18 protein-coding genes are annotated in these 17,167 nt (G+C 67.4%); 3 read left to right on the top strand and 15 right to left on the bottom strand.

Features of this window, described 5'->3' with window-relative positions; all coding sequences use genetic code 11:
- Window positions 1–150: 150 nt before the first annotated feature.
- The 11 genes from MK786_RS07550 to MK786_RS07500 form a co-directional block, all read right to left on the bottom strand.
- Entirely contained in the window at window positions 151–1,056 is a 906-nt protein-coding gene (locus MK786_RS07550; protein ID WP_241111609.1) for a MurR/RpiR family transcriptional regulator, read from the bottom strand.
- On the bottom strand, window positions 1,049–1,978 hold the full coding sequence (locus MK786_RS07545) for a phosphoglycerate dehydrogenase (RefSeq protein WP_241111608.1): 930 nt from the start codon (window positions 1,976–1,978) through the stop codon (window positions 1,049–1,051). The genes MK786_RS07550 and MK786_RS07545 overlap by 8 nt, the downstream gene beginning before the upstream one ends.
- Before the next feature lie 4 nt (window positions 1,979–1,982).
- Window positions 1,983–2,576, bottom strand: a complete 594-nt coding sequence (locus MK786_RS07540) for a glucose-6-phosphate isomerase (RefSeq protein ID WP_241111607.1) — start codon at window positions 2,574–2,576, stop codon at window positions 1,983–1,985.
- Window positions 2,577–2,595: 19 nt separating this feature from the next.
- Window positions 2,596–3,534 carry a shikimate dehydrogenase gene (locus MK786_RS07535; protein WP_241111606.1) on the bottom strand — a complete coding sequence of 313 codons (939 nt, stop codon included), beginning with the start codon at window positions 3,532–3,534 and terminating at the stop codon, window positions 2,596–2,598.
- 1 nt (window position 3,535) lies between these two features.
- Window positions 3,536–4,585 carry a zinc-dependent dehydrogenase gene (locus MK786_RS07530; protein WP_241111605.1) on the bottom strand — a complete coding sequence of 350 codons (1,050 nt, stop codon included), beginning with the start codon at window positions 4,583–4,585 and terminating at the stop codon, window positions 3,536–3,538.
- Window positions 4,582–5,685 (bottom strand): galactitol-1-phosphate 5-dehydrogenase, encoded by a 1,104-nt coding sequence (locus MK786_RS07525; protein WP_241111604.1) that lies wholly within the window; start codon window positions 5,683–5,685, stop codon window positions 4,582–4,584. Before MK786_RS07525 ends, MK786_RS07530 begins: the two co-directional genes overlap by 4 nt.
- Window positions 5,686–5,690: 5 nt before the next feature.
- Window positions 5,691–6,527, bottom strand: coding sequence for an SDR family oxidoreductase (locus MK786_RS07520; protein ID WP_241111603.1), 837 nt, complete (start codon window positions 6,525–6,527; stop codon window positions 5,691–5,693).
- Window positions 6,524–7,165: a bifunctional 4-hydroxy-2-oxoglutarate aldolase/2-dehydro-3-deoxy-phosphogluconate aldolase gene (gene eda / locus MK786_RS07515; RefSeq protein WP_241111602.1), complete on the bottom strand. Its 642-nt coding sequence runs from the start codon at window positions 7,163–7,165 to the stop codon at window positions 6,524–6,526. The genes MK786_RS07520 and eda overlap by 4 nt, the downstream gene beginning before the upstream one ends.
- Entirely contained in the window at window positions 7,162–7,953 is a 792-nt protein-coding gene (locus MK786_RS07510) for an ATP-binding cassette domain-containing protein (RefSeq protein WP_241111601.1), read from the bottom strand. The genes eda and MK786_RS07510 overlap by 4 nt, the downstream gene beginning before the upstream one ends.
- Window position 7,954: 1 nt before the next feature.
- Entirely contained in the window at window positions 7,955–9,034 is a 1,080-nt protein-coding gene (locus MK786_RS07505) for an ABC transporter permease (RefSeq protein WP_241111600.1), read from the bottom strand.
- Window positions 9,035–9,114: 80 nt separating this feature from the next.
- Window positions 9,115–10,152, bottom strand: a complete 1,038-nt coding sequence (locus tag MK786_RS07500) for a substrate-binding domain-containing protein (RefSeq protein ID WP_241111599.1) — start codon at window positions 10,150–10,152, stop codon at window positions 9,115–9,117.
- A 111-nt stretch (window positions 10,153–10,263) separates the two neighbouring features.
- On the opposite strand from MK786_RS07500, the gene MK786_RS07495 reads away from it, so the two are divergent.
- The 3 genes from MK786_RS07495 to MK786_RS07485 are packed head-to-tail and all read left to right on the top strand — an operon-like array spanning window position 10,264 to window position 13,407.
- Window positions 10,264–11,100 carry an MBL fold metallo-hydrolase gene (locus MK786_RS07495; RefSeq protein WP_241111598.1) on the top strand — a complete coding sequence of 279 codons (837 nt, stop codon included), beginning with the start codon at window positions 10,264–10,266 and terminating at the stop codon, window positions 11,098–11,100.
- Entirely contained in the window at window positions 11,097–11,993 is an 897-nt protein-coding gene (locus MK786_RS07490) for a shikimate dehydrogenase (RefSeq protein ID WP_241111597.1), read from the top strand. The genes MK786_RS07495 and MK786_RS07490 overlap by 4 nt, the downstream gene beginning before the upstream one ends.
- A 25-nt stretch (window positions 11,994–12,018) precedes the next feature.
- A complete protein-coding gene (locus MK786_RS07485) occupies window positions 12,019–13,407 on the top strand; it encodes a DUF4238 domain-containing protein (protein WP_308220027.1) in 1,389 nt (462 codons plus the stop codon).
- Here the strand turns inward: MK786_RS07485 and MK786_RS07480 are convergent, their stop codons facing one another.
- From MK786_RS07480 to MK786_RS07465, 4 genes are all read right to left on the bottom strand, one after another.
- Window positions 13,408–13,866: a hypothetical protein gene (locus tag MK786_RS07480; protein WP_241111596.1), complete on the bottom strand. Its 459-nt coding sequence runs from the start codon at window positions 13,864–13,866 to the stop codon at window positions 13,408–13,410.
- Between the two features lie 275 nt (window positions 13,867–14,141).
- Window positions 14,142–14,909: an SDR family NAD(P)-dependent oxidoreductase gene (locus tag MK786_RS07475; protein WP_241111595.1), complete on the bottom strand. Its 768-nt coding sequence runs from the start codon at window positions 14,907–14,909 to the stop codon at window positions 14,142–14,144.
- Window positions 14,910–14,928: 19 nt separating this feature from the next.
- Window positions 14,929–16,371 (bottom strand): NAD-dependent succinate-semialdehyde dehydrogenase, encoded by a 1,443-nt coding sequence (locus MK786_RS07470; protein WP_241111594.1) that lies wholly within the window; start codon window positions 16,369–16,371, stop codon window positions 14,929–14,931.
- On the bottom strand, window positions 16,371–17,093 hold the full coding sequence (locus MK786_RS07465) for a PfkB family carbohydrate kinase (protein WP_241111593.1): 723 nt from the start codon (window positions 17,091–17,093) through the stop codon (window positions 16,371–16,373). Before MK786_RS07465 ends, MK786_RS07470 begins: the two co-directional genes overlap by 1 nt.
- Window positions 17,094–17,167 lie beyond the last annotated feature (74 nt).

Below are 17,167 nucleotides of genomic sequence, written 5' to 3'. Positions count from 1 at the left end.
TTTTTTCGACAGAGTCCATATCCGTCCAGGGAGGTCGACGCACGGATGACCTTGCACGCCGGAGGGGCAGCGTGGACGGCGCCCGGGGCGTCGGCCGCAACGGGATCCGCGACTAGGTGGCACTAGGAACGCGCCGCCGCAGCGCAGGTATCAGTTTCCCGCGGGACCGCGGGTGGGCTTGATGACCGACAGATAACCCTCTTGAAGGTAGTCGGCGGTCTCCTCGTAGTACCGGGATGCGTACGCGGCGTACAGGGCGTCGATGGCCAGCATCTGTCCCCATTTGGAGGTAACGCTCTCGCCGTACACGTCGCTGCTGGCGACGGAGGACGCAGTCAGTAGAACGGTGTCGGCCGCGTGCGCAAGGCGAGATGCGAGGTTAGAGGTGATGGCGACGGTGAACGCGCCATGGAAACTAGCGATCTCGGTGGTCGTGACAACGGAGGTCGATTCGCCGGAGTCGCTGATAGCTATAAGAACATCACCGGGACGCAGCGTTGCAGCTCCCATCGACTGGATGCTCTGGTCGCGGAAGAGGTGGCACCGCTTCCCGGCGCGGACGAACCGCATCACGCCGTTCTCCGCCGAGGTGGACGAGGCGCCCATTGCTGAGAAGTAGAGCGCGGGTGCGTCGTAGATGCGCTCGATGACGGCGTCGATGACCTCCGGCGCCAGGCGCTCGGTGGTCCGCCGCAATGAGTCGAGGCTGCCGTGGAGCACCTTGTCGACGATCTGCTCCGTGCTGTCTCCCTTGAGCACACCCTCATATACCCAGCTGGACCGCTGCTCCGCGGGCGCGGGGTCCCTGGAGTAAATGGCTTGGGCGATGCCCAGACGCAGCTGGTTGTAGCCGTCGAGGTCGAGCTCTCGGAGGAACCGGGACACCGTCGAGTCGGCGACACCGGCACGGTTGGCGAGCTCGGTGATGGACAGTTCCTGCGCCTCCTCAGGGTGGGCGAGGATCACATCTGCCACACCGCGCAGCGCGGGGCTCAGCGACGTGGACTTCCGCGAGATCCGGTGGAGCAGGTTGGTGCTCATTGGCGCGTCATCCACGGCCCGAGTCTAGGCGGTCGATGAGCTGATCTACGGCAGCATCCATCGCCCTATCGACACTTTCGCGGGTGAAACCGCCGATGTGGGGCGTGCCGATGAAACGCGGATGGCGGGTGAGGGCGGTCTCACCGGGCGGTTCGGGGTCGAACACGTCCGCGGCATAGCCGGCGAGACGTCCCGAGTTCAGCGCGGCCAGTACCGCATTGTCGTCGACGAGTGCAGCACGAGCGGTGTTGACGAGGATGAGGTCGGTTTTGGTGCGGGTGAGAACCACGTCATCGATGAGTGGCCTGTCGGCGGGCGGCGCGTGCAGTGTGATGACGTTGGCGGTCTCGAGCACCTCATCGAGTGAGGCGTACCGGAATCCGTCCTGGCGGTACTGCGGGTCAGGGTAGGCGTCGTAGCCGATGATCTGCATGCCGATGGCTGCGGCCACGCGGGCCACGCGCCGGCCGATGTTCCCGCATCCGATGATTCCGAGGGTGCGACCAGCGAGTTCGGTGCCCATCTCACGCGTCCACTGGCCGTTGGCGATGGCCGTTACCGCCAGCGGGATGTGCCGGGCGGCGGCCAGCATCAGTCCGACAGCCAGTTCGGCGACGCCCTGGGCGTTGGCTGCGGGTGCCCGCAGGACTTCGATGCCGAGCTCCTCGGCCGCGGCCAGGTCGATGGCATCGGCTCCGACCCCGTTGCGTGAGATAACTCGCAGGGAGGGTGCGCTGGTGAGCGTGTCCCGTGAGATGGTCTCGACACCGGCGAGATAACCGACCGCCCCCGCCAGGTGGCTCCGCTGCTCGTCCTCAGAAGGGACCCGGCCCGGCGCCGGGAAGACGACGTCGTAGCCGGCCTGGGCTAGTCGGGTCAGCGACGGATGGCCCGGCGCTGACCGCGGAGTGACGATGACGCGGGGACGGTCGGTCATGAGGTCACGCTCCCCAGCGCGGGTTGTCCAGGAGCACCGGCTGGCCGTCGCGCTCGACGACGATCTTGCGGAAGCCCTTCGTCTCGATGGTGCCGTAGTCGTGACCGGCGTCTCCGGGGAAAGCGAAGAACGTGATGAGCGGCTCGTCCGGCGAGGTGTTGATGCTGCGGTGCGCGTAACGGCCCGGCACGTATACCGCGCGACCGGGGACGAACTCCTCGACCTGCACATCACCTTCCGGGCTCTCCATGAGCATCAGCCCGGACCCGGAGATGCAGAAGTAGATCTCGGCCGATTCGAGCCGCTCGTGGAAGTGCCCCTTGGTCATGTGGTACTCGTCGCCGACCTTGCCGGGATAGGTGATGCTCGTGCCATACGCGATCTCCGTCTCCAACGACGGGACACCCATGTCGTAGAACTCGTAGGTGAGCGGGTCTCCGGCGGCGACGCCGGCGTCGAACGCGTCGGTGTCGGCGTACATGCCGCGCATCGCCGACAGCGGACGCCGGAGGGATGGGCGGGAGTCGGCCAGGCCGGTGGTCAGGTCGAACTGGGTGCCGACCGCGACGGTGGTGGGAACGGTGTTGGGGGTGCTCATGATGGTCCTTTCGTTGCGCTCATGCAGCGCGGGCGATGCGGGCCAGTTCGTCGAACTGCGGCCCACTGGTGGGGATGTCCAGGTCGAAGACCTGGGCGATCACCCGGGTCCAGCCGTGGAGGAAGTAGAACCAGCCGTCGACGGTGCGAACACCGGCCGCCTTCGCCTGGTCGAGGAAAACGAGGTCTCCGCGGTAGTTGAAGTCCCATGCGACCGCGCCCGCGGGGAACACCGCTTGCGCCGTGAGCGGTGATCCGGGGCGGTCCTTGCCGAGTCCGGTGGCGTTGATGACGAGAGTTCCTTCGGCCATCGTCGACAGCGCCGCGTCGTTGGCTTCGGGCTGACCTGCGGTCCGGTACTCGACGGGAATCCGGAACCCCAGGCGGCGGTGCAGGTCACGCATCTCTTCCAGCCGCGCGGGGCGACGGTTGGTCACCACCAGTCGAGACGGGACGGGGGCCGCCGCCTGCTGACGCCGGTGCAGGTAGAGGGTCAGCGCGAGGGACGCGCCGCCGGCGCCCAGAAGCAGCACCTCGCCGGTGAACCCCGGGCCAACCGCGTCCTGGTAGGACAAGCCTGCTGTGACGTCGTCCATGGCATGCCCGTGGAGCCCGTCGGGGCCCTTGGAGATGCTGCTGATCTCGTCCAGCAGCCGCGCTGACTCCCCCACGTCCGCGAACATGTCGCGGGTGGCGTTGTACAAGTTCAGCTTGTGCGTGGTCACCAGCGATCCGCGCCAGTTCTCATCGGACGCGATGAACGACACGACACTGCGGTACTGCTCCGGGGACGCGTCTAGCGGGATGTCGACGCCGACAATGCGGCTGGGGATACCGAGGTGGTCCGCCCATGCCGGGAACACACGCATGATGGAGGACGACCCAGTCGTCACACCAATGAATGAGAACGTCGGCTCGTGCGCGTGCTCGAGGGTGTCAGGGGTGTACACGGTCGCCATGTCAGGCTCCTTCGAAAGAGATCAGCGGTTTCATGCCGGCCCCGGACGCGGCGTGGTCAAAGGCTGCCTGAATGTCCTCCACGGAGAACCGCTGACTGATGATGGGCGACAGGTCCACGTCATCGCGGCCGAGCAGGTCCAGCACGTCCCGGTAGTCCTTGTTGCTCGCACCGGTCGTCCCTGTCATCACCAACTCTCGGTAGTGCAGCGCGTTGACGTCGATGGCGGGGCGGGCGGCGTCACCCAGCCCGGAGAAGACATTCAGGCGACCCAGTCGTGCCAGCAGGTCTGTTGCGGAGGCGATGACGTCCGGGTTGGACACGCAAGTAATCACCACATCGACCCCCCGTCCCTCGGTCAGTCGCATGATCTCTTCGTGGAGGGCCGTGTCGGTGACGTTCACAAGCACATCCGCGCCCATCGTCGCGGCGATGTCCAGGCGCGACTGTCGCCGGTTGGCGACGATGACCCTGCGCGCACCGCGCCGTTTGGCGATGAGGGTGTGAAGACAGCCGATGGGGCCAGCGCCGATGATGAGGACGTCGTCGCCAGGTCCGACGTCGATCTTCCGCTGGCCATGGAGGCAGCACGCGGCGGGCTCCATCAGCGCCGCCTTGTCGAACGGGACGGCGTCCGGGAGGGGGACCAGGTTTCCTCGGGCGATGGCCCAGGAAGGCACGCGCATGTACTCCTCGAACCCGCCGTCCAAGGTGATACCGAACGCATCGTAGGTCGGGCAGAGCTGGTTCAAGCCCTGCACGCACATCTCGCAGTGGCCGCATCCGACGTTGGGGGTGATGCTGACGCGGTCACCAACGCGGTAGTCGCTGACCCCGTCCCCGACCTCCGCGATCTCGCCCGCCACCTCATGACCGAGCACGCGCGGTGTGCCGGCGGGGATCTTGAAGTGCCCGTGCTTCATGATGCGTAGGTCGGTTCCGCAGATGCTGGCGGCGCGCACACGCATCAGCACGTCGCCCGGCTCGAGGGCTGGAACTGGAACGTCGGTGACCTCGATGCGACCCGGTTCGTGGAAGACAGCCGCTCTCATCGCTTGGCCTCCGCGTGAGACGCGGACTTGTCCAACAGGCCGGGCGCTTCGGTCCGGGCTGCTTCGGACACCGCGAACACCGTCTTGTTCGCCCATACCCGCCGGTCAGCGAGATCCTCGAACACTCGCTGGGCGTCCTCGAATGGCGCCACGTCGCTGACCAGGTCACGCACGTTCACGGTGCGTCCGACTGCTGCGACGACCATGTCCCATTCGCTGTTGCCGCGGGGAGCGATGCGGGCGTTCCAGGTGCCGTGAAGGGTGAGCTCGCGGCGAAGGACCCGGGAGACGGTCTCCTTGGAGAGAGCGACATCGTTGCTGAGGTCGCCCAGGAGCACGACGTGGCCGCGGTGGGCGGTGGCGTGGATGGCCTGCAGGAACGTCACGGCCAGGCCGCTGGCTTCCACCGCGATGTCCACGCCTCGCCCACCGGTCAGCTCCGTTGCGATGACATCGCTGCCGGTGTCGGTGGGGTCGATGGCTTCGAAGCCCAGGCGCTCGGCAATGCGGCGCTTGCGCGGATCGATGTCGGCGACCAGCACGCGGAAGACGCCGCCGACTCGCAGCCACTGCGCAGCCAGCAGGCCGATGGGTCCGGCGCCGATGACCAGCGCAGTCGCGTTGGGCGGGACGGGAGCTTTCCTTACAGCGTGCAGCGCCACGCCCGCCGGCTCAACGAGCGCGCCCTCGATGAGGGAGACGTCCTCACGTAGCCGGAACAGGTTGCGGGCGGGGACGCGGAGCAGCTCTTGCAGGCCACCGTCGCGGCGGGACCCGAAGTAGTCGTAGGCGCTGCCGAGGGCGTATTCGCCGATCTCGCTCATCGGGTCTGCCGGGTCGGGGAGGCAGGGGAAGATCGCCACCCGGTCGCCGGGCTGCACCGACCCGTCGGCGGAAGCCTCGAGCACCGTCCCGGACATCTCATGGCCCAGCACGAGCGGGAACCCGTATCCCTTGCCGACGCCGAACCGGAGAACGTCGGACCCGCACACCCCCACCGCGCCAATTTCCACCAGCACGGAGTCCGCCCCGACAGGCTCCGGCTCGGGGATGTCGGCGACGTCGATGCGGCGCACATCGCGCAACACTGCGGCACGCATGCGTGTCAGACCTCCATGCCGTAGCGGTGCGCCTTCTGAGTGGGGTACAGCGAGAAGGTCGGGATGGTGACGTCCGGGGTACGGGTGGCGATGTACAGTGACGCCTCGGCCACGTTGGACACGTCGATGCAGCTGGCGGCGATGCCGTGCTCGATCTCGTGCTCGTCCAGCCAGCCGTCGGTGTACGCCGGCAGGTTTCCGTCGTACAGGCCCTTGTCGATGATCTCCGTCATCGGGGTGCGCACGTGGGACGGGTTGAGGACGGTGACGCCGATGTTCTTCCCGACACCTTCCAGCAGGATGTTCTTGCTGAAGCCGAGCATGCCGTGCTTGGACGCGCGGTACGGGCTGTGCCCGGGTCCGGAGGCAACCCGGGTCGAGGACGAGCCCATGTTGATGATGCGTCCGCCGCTCTCCTGCTTCTCCATGATGAGGAACGCTTCACGGCAGCAGAGGAACACTCCGGTCAGGTTCGGGCCGATGGTCTTGTTCCACTCCTCGAGGGTGACCTCGGTGACCGGGGGCGACAGGGAGTCGCGTCCGGCGCTGTTGATGAGCAAGTCCAGCCGGCCCCAGCGGGTGACGGTGTCGGCGAAGAACGCGCGCACGGCGTCTTCGTCGACGACGTCGGCGACGACCTCCACGACATCGCCGCCGCGGTCGCGGATGTCCTGGGCGACTTCCGCCAGGCGGGCGGTGTCGATGTCGACCATGGTGACGCGGGCGCCGTTTGCGGCGTAGGTGCGGCTGACCGCTTCGCCGATGCCGGAGGCGGCGCCGGTGACGATGGCGACCTTCCCAGTCAGTGCGGTGCCAGGCTCGGGCAGGTAGTCGGGAATCATCGGACGGTTTCCTTTCGGCTGAGGTTCTGTTGGTTGACCGCGTCCGCCGCGCGGCGGGCGATCTCGTCGAAGCGTTCGTCATCGAGGAGCGACCGCGAGGCAATCCATGTGCCGCCGCACGCTCGAACCGACGGACGCTGCAGGTATGCCGCGACGTTGTCGGGACGGATGCCGCCGGTGGGCATGAACGACGCGCTCGGGTACGGGGCGGCGAGCGCGTCGATGAGCGCCACACCGCCGGAGGGTTCGGCGGGGAAGAGCTTGAAAAAGTCCAGGCCGAGGGAGAGACCGAGTTCGAGTTCGCTGGCGGTGGCAACGCCGGGCACGAAATCCCACCCGCGGCTGACGGCGTGTTCGACCACCGGCGGGCGCAGCCCGGGCGCGACGCCGAACGCGGCGCCGCCGTCCACGGCGATGTCGACGGCCTCGGTGCTGAGCAGGGTGCCGGCGCCGACGAGCATCTCGGGCCGCGCCCGCGTGATGGCAGAGATGGCGTCGGCAGCAGCGTCGGTGCGGAAGGTGACCTCGATGACATCGATGCCGCCTGCAAGGAGCGCGTCGGTGAGCCTGAGTCCCTCATCGGCAGAGTTCACGGCGACGACGGGGACGATGCCGCGCGGGGTGCGGGTGCCGGTCATGACGCGATCCCGAGCTCTGCGGGTGTCTTGGCCCCGACCATCAGGGCGACCGCGTCGGCCATGTCGATCTGTGAGGTTTCAACGAGCGCGATGCGCTTGCCCAGCCGCTGGATGTGGATGCGGTCGGCGACTTCGAAGATCTGCGGCATGTTGTGGCTGATGAGCACGACCGGGATGCCGCGGGCGTTGATGTCCTTGATGAGTTTGACGACCCGGCCGGACTCCTTGACGCCCAGTGCCGCAGTCGGCTCGTCGAGGATGACGACTTTGGAACCGAACGCAGCGGCCCGGGCGACGGCGACACCCTGCCGCTGACCACCGGAGAGCGTTTCGACAGACTGGCCGATGTTCTGCAGCGTCTGCAGTCCCAGCTGCGACATGACCTCGAGGGCCTCTTCGCGCATTTTCTTCTTGTCGAGCATGCGGAACAGCGATCCGGCGATGCCGGGACGGCGCAATTCGCGGCCGAGGAAGATGTTGCTGGCGATGTCAAGCGCCGGGGAGACGGCCAGGCTCTGGAAGACCGTCTCGATGCCGCGACGGCGTGCTTCGACGGGTGAGCGGAGCGAGACCTCCTCGCCTTCGATGAGCAGTTCGCCTTCGTCTGGCTGCACCGCTCCGGCGAGGCACTGGATGAGCGAGGACTTGCCGGCACCGTTGTCTCCGATGACGGCGAGGACTTCGCCTTGCCGGATCTCGAAGTCGGTTTCATCGAGTGCGACGACGTGGCCGTAGCGCTTGACCAGGCCGCGGGCCTGCATCACGAGCTCGGTGGAGGTGGTGGTCATGTCAACGTCCGATCTTGCGCAGGCGCTGGTCGACGGCGACCGCGCCGATGATGAGCACGCCGATGGTGAATTCCTGCCAGAGGCTGTCGAAGCCTGCGAGCGAGAGCCCGCTGGAGAAGACGCCGACGATGAGCGCGCCGAGGAGGGTGCCCATGATGCGGCCGCGGCCACCGAACAGGGACGTTCCGCCGATGACGACAGCGGTGATGGAGGCGAGGTTGTAGCCGACACCGGCCGTGGGCGAGATGGAGCCGATCCGGCCGATGAGCAGCCAGGCGGTGATGCCGATGATGAGGCCGGCGACGATGTACACGCTCATCAGCACCCTGTTGACGCGGATACCGGTCAGTCGAGCGGCTTCGATGTTGTCACCAACGGCGTAGATGTGGGTGCCCCAGGCGGTGTTGCGGAGGATGTATGCGAACAGCAGGAACATCAGCAGCGTGAGCACCTGTCCGTATGTGAATGTGGCCCCCGCGACCTGGAATCCGGTTCCCAGCCAGTTGAAGAGTGCCGGCACCTCGGCGTAAGGCACGCTCTCGCCGTCGGAGATAAAGATGTTGAGCGCGTAGAAGATGCTGAGCGTTCCGAGGGTGGCGATGAACGGCGGGATGTTGAGTTTGGTGACCACCAGCCCGTTGACGGCGCCGCATGCGACGCCGACGAGGATGCCCAGGATGAGTGCGAGCTCGACGGGCACCCCGAGGTTGACGGCGAACTTGCCCATCGCGACCTGGGCCAGCAGCATGACGGCTGCCACGGACAGGTCGATGCCGGCGGTGAGGATGATCAGGGTCTGCGCGATGCCGAGCATCGCGATGACCTGCACCTGCTGAAGGATCAGCGAATAGTTCTGCAGCGTGCCGAAGTTCGGCGACACGATGGAGAAGACGATGGTCGCGATGATGAGGACGGCGAGCGGGCCGATGAGCGGCCGGCTGAGCATCTTCCGTTCAATCCATTGGATGGGGCCGAGCGAGCTGCTCTGCTCGATTTCAACGAGCCCGGTCTTGGACGGCTTCGCTGCCGGCGTGACCCGCGCGGCCACGGGGTCGGCGACTTCAGGGGAGTTTTCGTTCATGGTTTGGGTGCTCCTTGGGCGTCGTCGTCCACGGGCCGGGGCCGTGATGCCCCAGGCCCGGGACGGACGGCTGAGGGGGCTCAGCCCCAGCAGTTATCCAGTCCGAACGTGGTGTCCTCGGACTCCACGCCGTCCTGCGGCTGGTCGGTGATGAGGGTGACGCCGGTGTTGGTGAAGTCCAGACCCGGGGAGTTCTCCGGCTTGGTCCCGTCGGCGAGGTAGGCGTCCACTGCCTGCAGCGCCTGCGCGGCCATCTCAAGGGGGAACTGCATGGAGGTCGCCGCGATGACGCCTTCCTGCACGTTCGTCACTCCGGGGCAGCCGCCGTCGACGGAGACGATGGTGATCTGGTCCTCGAGCCCCGCGGCGACCACGGCCTGATAGGCGCCGGCGGCGGTGGGCTCGTTGATCGTGTAGACGAGGTTGATGGTCGGGTCCTTCTGGAGGAGCTTCTCCATCCCGGCTCGCCCACCGGCCTCGTTGGCGTCGGTGACCTCGTAGCCGGCCAGTCGCGGGTCGGTCTCATCCCACATCCGGGTGGGATCGGCGACATCGATGCCGAACCCTTCGAGGAAGCCCTGGTTGCGGGCGACGTCGACGGGGATCTGGTCGGTGCTCAGGTCGAGGGTCGCGATGCGGGCCTCGGTGTCGCCGAGAGCGGCGGCGGCCCACTGGCCGACAAGGACACCGGCCAGGTGGTTGTCGGTGGCGAACGTGCCGTCGACACCGGATCCCTCGCCGAGCGGAGAGTCCAGGGCCAGGACCAGCACGCCCGCATCCTGGGCCTTCTGAATGGCGGGGATGATCCCGTCTCCAGCGGGGGTGACGAGGATCGCTTCGGCGCCCTGAGCGACGAAGTTCTCGATGGACTTGATCTGCGAGTCCACGTCACTCTGGCCGTCGCCGCTGGCGACCTGCAGGTTCAGTCCGAGTTCTTCGGCCTCCTGCTGGGCGCCTTCGGTCATCTTCACGTAGAAGGGGTTGTCCTGGGTCTTCACGACCAGGCCGACGAGCGGTTCATCGCTTCCGGGGGCGCTTCCGGCGCATCCGCTCAGGACCAGCACCGCCGCGGTGCTGAGCACTGTCGCGGCGACGGCGGCGCGAGTGTGTGAACGCATGAGGTTCCTTTCGGGTCAACGCTGACTTCCGCAGCACGAGTCACTATATCGGAAAGATTTTCTTGTGTACAGTGTTGTGTGGAAATTTCCTCCGGAGCAAAGGAGCCGCCCATGGCTGTCAGCGCAGACCCCATCGACCCGAGCTTCCCTAGCGACGCCGACCTCACGCTGTGGTGGTTGGGGCAGGCCGGATTCGCCATCCGCTACCGCGACGATCTGGTCTTCATCGACCCGTACCTGAGTGACGTGCTCGCCGACAAATACGCCGGCCGCCGCTTCGCGCACCGGCGGCTGCACGACGCCCCGGTGCAGCCTGCGCAGGTGACCGGGCTGTCGACGGTGCTGTGCACCCACGGGCACACCGACCACATGGACCTGGGGACCATTCCGTTCCTGCAGATCTCCAGTGACCCGCTGTTCGTAGTGCCCAGGGCCGAGGCCCCGCGTGCGATGAGTCGGGGAGTGCCGTTGCCACGACTGCTGGGCCTGGATGCTGGCGAGCAGATGTGGGTACGGCCCGGACTGCGCATCACCGCCGTCCCTGCCGCGCACGAGCAGATCGAGCTGGACCAGCACGGTCAGAACCTGTTTCTCGGGTACGTGCTGGACTTCGGCGGGTTCCGCATCTACCACTCGGGCGACTGCGCCCCCTACAGCGGGCAGATCGACATCATCCGCAGCCTCGAGGTGGATCTTGCCCTGCTGCCCGTCAACGGCCGCGATCCCGACCGCAACAGCAATGGCGTGCCCGGCAACTTCAGTCTCGACGAGGCGCTGACCCTCTGCCGCGAGGCCGGCATCCCCCGCCTGCTCGTCCACCACTGGGGATTGTTCGGTTTCAACACCGCCGACCCCGCCGACCTGGAAAGAGACCTTGCCAACGTGCATGACATCGACTGGACGATTCCTCAATTGGGCCAGCCGCTCACCGTGGAGGTTCCCGCATGACCGGCGTGTTCACCTTCATCGGAGTGAGCACCGGATCCTCCGCCATCCAGCGGATCTATCCGCGGTGGGCGGCGGAGCTCGGGCTCGATGCGCGCCTGGTTGGCGTCGATCTGCCGTTGGACGCCCCGCCCGCGGACTACCGCGCAGCCGTCGAGCAGATCCGCGACGACCCGAACGGCCTGGGCGGCCTCATCACCACGCACAAGCTCAACGTCCTCGCCGCGACCCGTGACCTCTTTCACGAGCTCAACGACTCAGCCCGCCTGCTCCATGAGGTCAGCTGCATCTCGAAGCGCGATGGCCAACTGCACGGGGCCGCGCTCGACGACCAGACGAGCATGCTCGCGCTGAACCGCATCCGCGACCCGCATGACTGGGCTGACAGTGAACTGCTGCTTCTCGGCGCCGGCGGAGCGTCCGTCGCGACCACCCTCGGTCTGCACCATGCGCCCGGCGCGCCCGCCCGCATCCACGTCACCGCTCGCTCCTCTCGCCGGCTCGACGAGATGCGGAAACTGCATGGCGAGATCGGGTTCAGCATCCCCATCAACTACCACGTCACGGAGAGTGCGGAGGCAGCTGACCGGCTTGTGGCCGGACTGGCTTCGCGGAGCGTCGTCGTCAACGCGACAGGCATGGGTAAGGACCGACCTGGGTCCCCATTGACCGACCGCGTGCGGTTCCCCGAGGACGCAATCGCGTGGGACATGAACTACCGGGGCGAGCGGCGCTTCCTGCAGCAGGCCGCGCAGCCAGGCGTCGAGGTCGTCGACGGCTGGGACTACTTCGTCTACTCGTGGACGCGGGTGGTCGCCGTCGTCCATGGCATCGACATCCCCGCCTCAGGACCGCTCTTCGACAAGCTCTCCGCCATCGCTCGCGACTCGGCGTAAGCGGGCGGGCTGATACAACCCGAGTATGCGAACCATCGGGATGCTCGGCGGAATGAGCTGGGAGTCCACCGCCGACTGCTATCACCTCGCCTACGAAGAGGTACGGGACCGTCTCGGCGGCTACCACTCGGCACGGATCGTCTTGGACTCGGTCGACTTCGCCGACGTCGAACGCATGCAGGCCGAAGGCCGCTGGGCCGATGCGGCGCATCTACTCGCGAACCGGGCTCGCGCCGTAGAGCGCGCCGGCGCGGACCTGCTCGTGCTGTGCACGAACACCATGCACAAAGTGACCCAGGACATCGAAGCCGCGGTCACCATCCCCGTCCACATGCCGACACCACCGCTGCCGCCGTGCGGGACGCCGACCTGCGCACGGTCGGACTGCTCGGCACCGCGTCCCGGCCTGACACTGACGTCGCACTGGGTGCGGCGAGGGGTCGCGGAATGCCCGGCCCCTCGCCCGCCGACAGGGAGGCTGAAATACGCTCGACAGAGGAGGCTCGGGATGAACAGGAAGAAGCAGCACCACACCGTCCCGAAGTCCTACCTCTCCGGCTTCAGCTCCGGACGCACACTCACGGCCGTCAACGTGCACACCGGGAAGGCCCACGGGATCTCCGCGCACGACGCGACCACGCAGCGGGGCTTCTATGCGGTCCCCGACCATCCCAACCCTGACGCGTTCGAGGATGCGCTTAGCAGGATCGAAGGCGCGGCAGCCAACCTCCTGGCGAGGATCGCGCACGGCTACTGGCCGCTCCAGCACGATGAGCGGGTCACACTCAGCGTCTTCATCACCTTGCAGTTCCTGCGAGGACCGGACCACCGCGAGCAGATCCGTCAGCTCTCGGAACACTTACTGCGCCGACTGAGCCCCGAGGAACTCAAGCGTCTCGGTGTGTCGTCCCCGGACCTCTCAGCCGAGGACCTCACCGCGACCCATCTGCAGCAGATTGTGGCGCTCGCGCCGGAGCTGGCCGGAGTTCTCATAGGGCGGCCGTGGCTTCTCATCTCGTTCGACGAGCCGTCCCTCATCACGTCCGACGCTCCATTGACGGCGCTTCCCGACCCGCGGCTGGGAGCTGACGCCGGGCTGGGCCTCGGCAACGCGTTTGCGCTGCTGTTCCCTCTGAACCGTCGCCTCGGCCTGCAGATGAACCACCCCGGCATCGCCGCACACGTGCCGGGCGGGATGGAAGTCATCGTCGCGGGCGAAGCCGACGCCGCCATTGCCGGAGACGAGGTTCGGCGCAGCAGGTTCAACAACTCCACTGTGCGCTTCGCGCATGAACGCATCTTCCACCACCCCGACGACGCGGCGCTGGTGCCGGGGCACTTCCGCGAGCTCCGTGCCGCGGGCGGCCGCATCAACTTCGCCGACATCCCCGACGGTCTTCTTCCGGCACCGTGACTACGGACAGTCGGTGACAAGGGTGCCGACGACGTCCTCCCCTGCCAGCACCGACACCTCAACGACGGCGCAGTCCGGTGCGTGAATCTGTTCGCTGTACGTCCACAAATCCGTCGGCGCACCGAACGCTTCCTCGGTGGTAACCGCCCATAGTCCGCCTCCGGCCGGACGACCGATCTTCTTGAGGGTGGCCATGGCGGGGTCCGCAGTGAGCACACGCACCCAGGTGGTTTGGCACTCCGGGGAGTACATCTGGCGGGCGGTCGCGACCGTGCCCGCCCCGGCGGCAGCGGGCACGTCCCACTCATGAACAATCACCGCCGTCTTGCCGTCGGCGCACCCCGTCCCGGCAGGGCTCGTCCCATCGAACTCCCATGCGACTGTCCACGCCGGCCAGAACCGCGGGACGAGCAGGGAGAGCCCGAGCAGCACCACGAAGATGATCCCGCCGACCACCATCGCGGGTCGACGGGGCAGCTTGCGCCGCTGGATGATGAAGAGCGCGGCGGCGCAGCCGAGTTCGACGAGCGCCAGGGGCGCGAACCACCCGCCGGCTGCGGGACCGCGAACTCGGCGATGAGCGCGACGTAGATGGTGACGCCCGCCGCCGCAACTGCGCCAACGACGAGACCGGCGATGCTGCGGATGCCGCCTTTGCGCCAGTTGGATGCCATGAGGAAAGGTACCGCGGAAAAGGGGCGGCTGGCGTCAGCTCGTCTGCCGCAGATACCGGGTTACTGGAATGTCCCGTCGATGGTGATCCCGCCGTCGGCGCGGAGCACTTCACCGTGGACGAAGCTGGCCTCCTCGGACAGTAGGAAGGCGATGACCTTGGCGATCTCCTCCGGCTCACCGAGGCGCCCCAGCGGCGTTCGCCGAACCAGCGCACCCTCGTCCAGGGTTCCTTCGCGCAGGCCGGCGCGGACCATCTCTGTGCCGATGTACCCGGGAGCCACAGCGTTGACGCGGATGCCGTGCTTGCCCCATTCGACGGCCAGCGTCCGGGTGAGCCCGAGCACGCCGCTCTTCGCGGTGGCATAGGCCACACGGCCGGGAAGCCCGAACGTCGACCCGACGGAGGCGATGTTGACAATGGCGGGCTGTTCCGCCCGCGCGAGGGCGGGGAACGCCGCGCGACTGCACAGGAGCGCCCCAGTCAAGTGCACGTCGAGCTGCAGCTTCCACAGGTCCACGGAGGTCTCCTCCGCTGGGGCTTTGAACAGCACCCCCGCGCCGTTGACGAGCCCCTCCAAGCTCCCGAATCGCTCTGTCAGATTGGCGAACGCCGCGTCGACCATCGTGGCGTCGGTCACGTCGACGGCTACCGCGACATGTCCGCCTTCGACGGGAAACTTCTCGTCTAGCACCGCCGCTTGCGCGGCCGCGGTGCTCTCCGACTTGTCGGCGACGACGACTCGGTACCCGCGGGAGGCCAAGAGGGTGCCGGTGGCCGCTCCGATTCCCTGACCCCCGCCGGTCACGACAACTGTTCTGGTGTTCATGTGTGATCTCCTGTCTGCGTCAAACCGCGGTGAGCGTGTACTTCGTCTCCAGAAACTCCCCGATTCCTTCCGCGCTGCCTTCGCGGCCGAGGCCGGACTGCTTCACACCGCCGAACGGCGCCGCCGCGTTGGAGATGACGCCGACATTGAGGCCCATCATCCCCGCGTCAAGCTCGTCGACCATGCGGGAGGCGCGGCGGGCATCCGCGGTGAAGACGTACGACGCCAGGCCGTACGGGGTGTCGTTGGCGCGGCGGACCGCGTCGGCCTCGTCGGTGAACGTGGAGATGGCGAGCACCGGCCCGAAGATCTCCTGCTCGAGAATCTCGCTGCCGGGCTGCACATCTACCAGCAGCGTCGGCGGGAAGTAGGTGCCGGGGGCAACCGGCAGCGGCGAGCCACCGCGCACAAGTCGGGCGCCGCGGGCGACGGCGTCCTCCACCAGCCGTGCGCAGCTGTGCACGGCGTCTGTGTTGATGAGCGGACCGATGGTGGTGCCCGGCTCCATGCCGTCGCCGACGACCATGTCATCGATGCGCGCCGCGACGGCATCGGCGAACTGTCCTGCGATGCTGTCCTGCACCAGGAACCGGTTGGCAGCTGTGCACGCCTGGCCGATGTTGCGGAACTTCGCCTGCATCGCCCCGGTCACGGCCGCATCGAGGTCGGCATCTTCAAACACGATGAAAGGCGCATTGCCTCCGAGCTCCATCGAAGTGCGAAGCACGTTGTCGGCCGCCTGCTTGAGCAGCGCGACACCGACCTGCGTGGAACCGGTGAACGACAGCTTCCGCAATCGTGTGTCAGCGAGTATCGGCGCCGACAGCGCAGTGGACCGGGAGGTCGTGACGACGTTGAGCACACCGTCCGGCAGCCCCGCGTCTTGGAGCGTGCGAGCGAAAATGAGCGCGGTGAGCGGGGTCAGAGCCGCCGGCTTGAGGACGACCGTGCACCCTGCGGCGAGGGCGGGGGCGACCTTCCGGGTTGCCATGGCGAGCGGGAAGTTCCACGGGGTGATGAAGAAGCAGGGACCAACGGGCCTCCGGGAGACCAGCATGTTGCCGGTGCCCTCTGGGTTCAGCCCGTAGCGACCGTTGATGCGAGGGGCTTCTTCGGAGAACCATCGCAGGAACTCTGCCCCGTAGGTCACCTCGGCCCGCGCCTCGTGCAGCGGCTTGCCCATCTCCAGGGTCATCACCGTGGCGAACTGGTCAGCTCGCTCGGTGACCAGTTCGAACGCGCGGCGGAGGATCTCCCCGCGCGCTCTCGGGGACGTCCGAGCCCAGTCCGTCTGCGCACGCACGGCGGCGTCCAGCGCGAGGATCCCTTCCTCGGGTGAGGCGTCGGCGACAGAGGCGAGCACCTCCCCGGTGGCGGGGTTGTGCACGTCGAACCGGCGTTCTGTCTGGCTGGGACGCCAGTCGCCGTCGATGAGCAGGTCGGTGGGGAGGCCAGCGAGCATCAGTTCTCCGGTTCAGCGTGCGTGAGGGAGGCGTCAAGGTCCGGCTCCCGGACTTCGACGTGGGGCAGCGGGACAATGCGCGTGGGGACCGCAGCGGCGGTCTGCACGGCGCTCGCGCCCCACGCCATCGCCTGTGTGAGCGACCTCTCCACGGCGGACAGCGGCGCCAGCGGACTGCGGTCCTGCGACAGGAAGCCGGCTAGCGCGGCATCGCCAGCGCCGGTGGTGTTGACGACGGGGACCGGGCCGCTGCGCGCCCACAGGCGAGATCGGCTGCCGATGAGAAACATCCCCTGCGCGCCGGCGGTCACCAGCGCACGGTTCACCCCGAGACCGAGCAGCTCCTCAGCCGCAGTCACTAGATCGGCTTGGGTTGTCACCGGCATACCTGCCGCGTCAGCGAGTTCCTCGACATTGGGCTTGACGAGGTCGACCTGGGTGCCGTGATGTTCGAGGATCTCGCGCAGCACCGGTCCCGACGAGTCGACACACACGCGGGCGCCTTCCGCGGAGACGGCGGCGAGCATGCGGTTCAGCGCTGCCGTGCGGCCGCCTTCAACCTCCGGGAAGCTTCCGCCGATGACCAGCCAGTGGGCGTTGATGTCTCGCACGGCGGCCTCCGCGGTGTCGCACAACGCTTCCCATTCCGCTGCGGTCAGCGGCGGGGGCTGCTCATTGATGTTGGTGGTGACTCCCGCACCGTCGACAAGGACGGTGTTCACGCACGTACCGGCGCGCACGTGAACGGCTCGCGCGTGGTCCGGGAGCGGTCCCCCCGAGTCCGACCACGGCAGCA

Origin of the sequence: Microbacterium sp. CFH 31415 (assembly GCF_022538185.1) — a bacterium.
Lineage (GTDB): Bacteria > Actinomycetota > Actinomycetes > Actinomycetales > Microbacteriaceae > Microbacterium.
The sequence above is the reverse complement of the archived record's forward strand: the minus strand, read 5'-3'. Positions and strand labels throughout refer to the sequence as shown.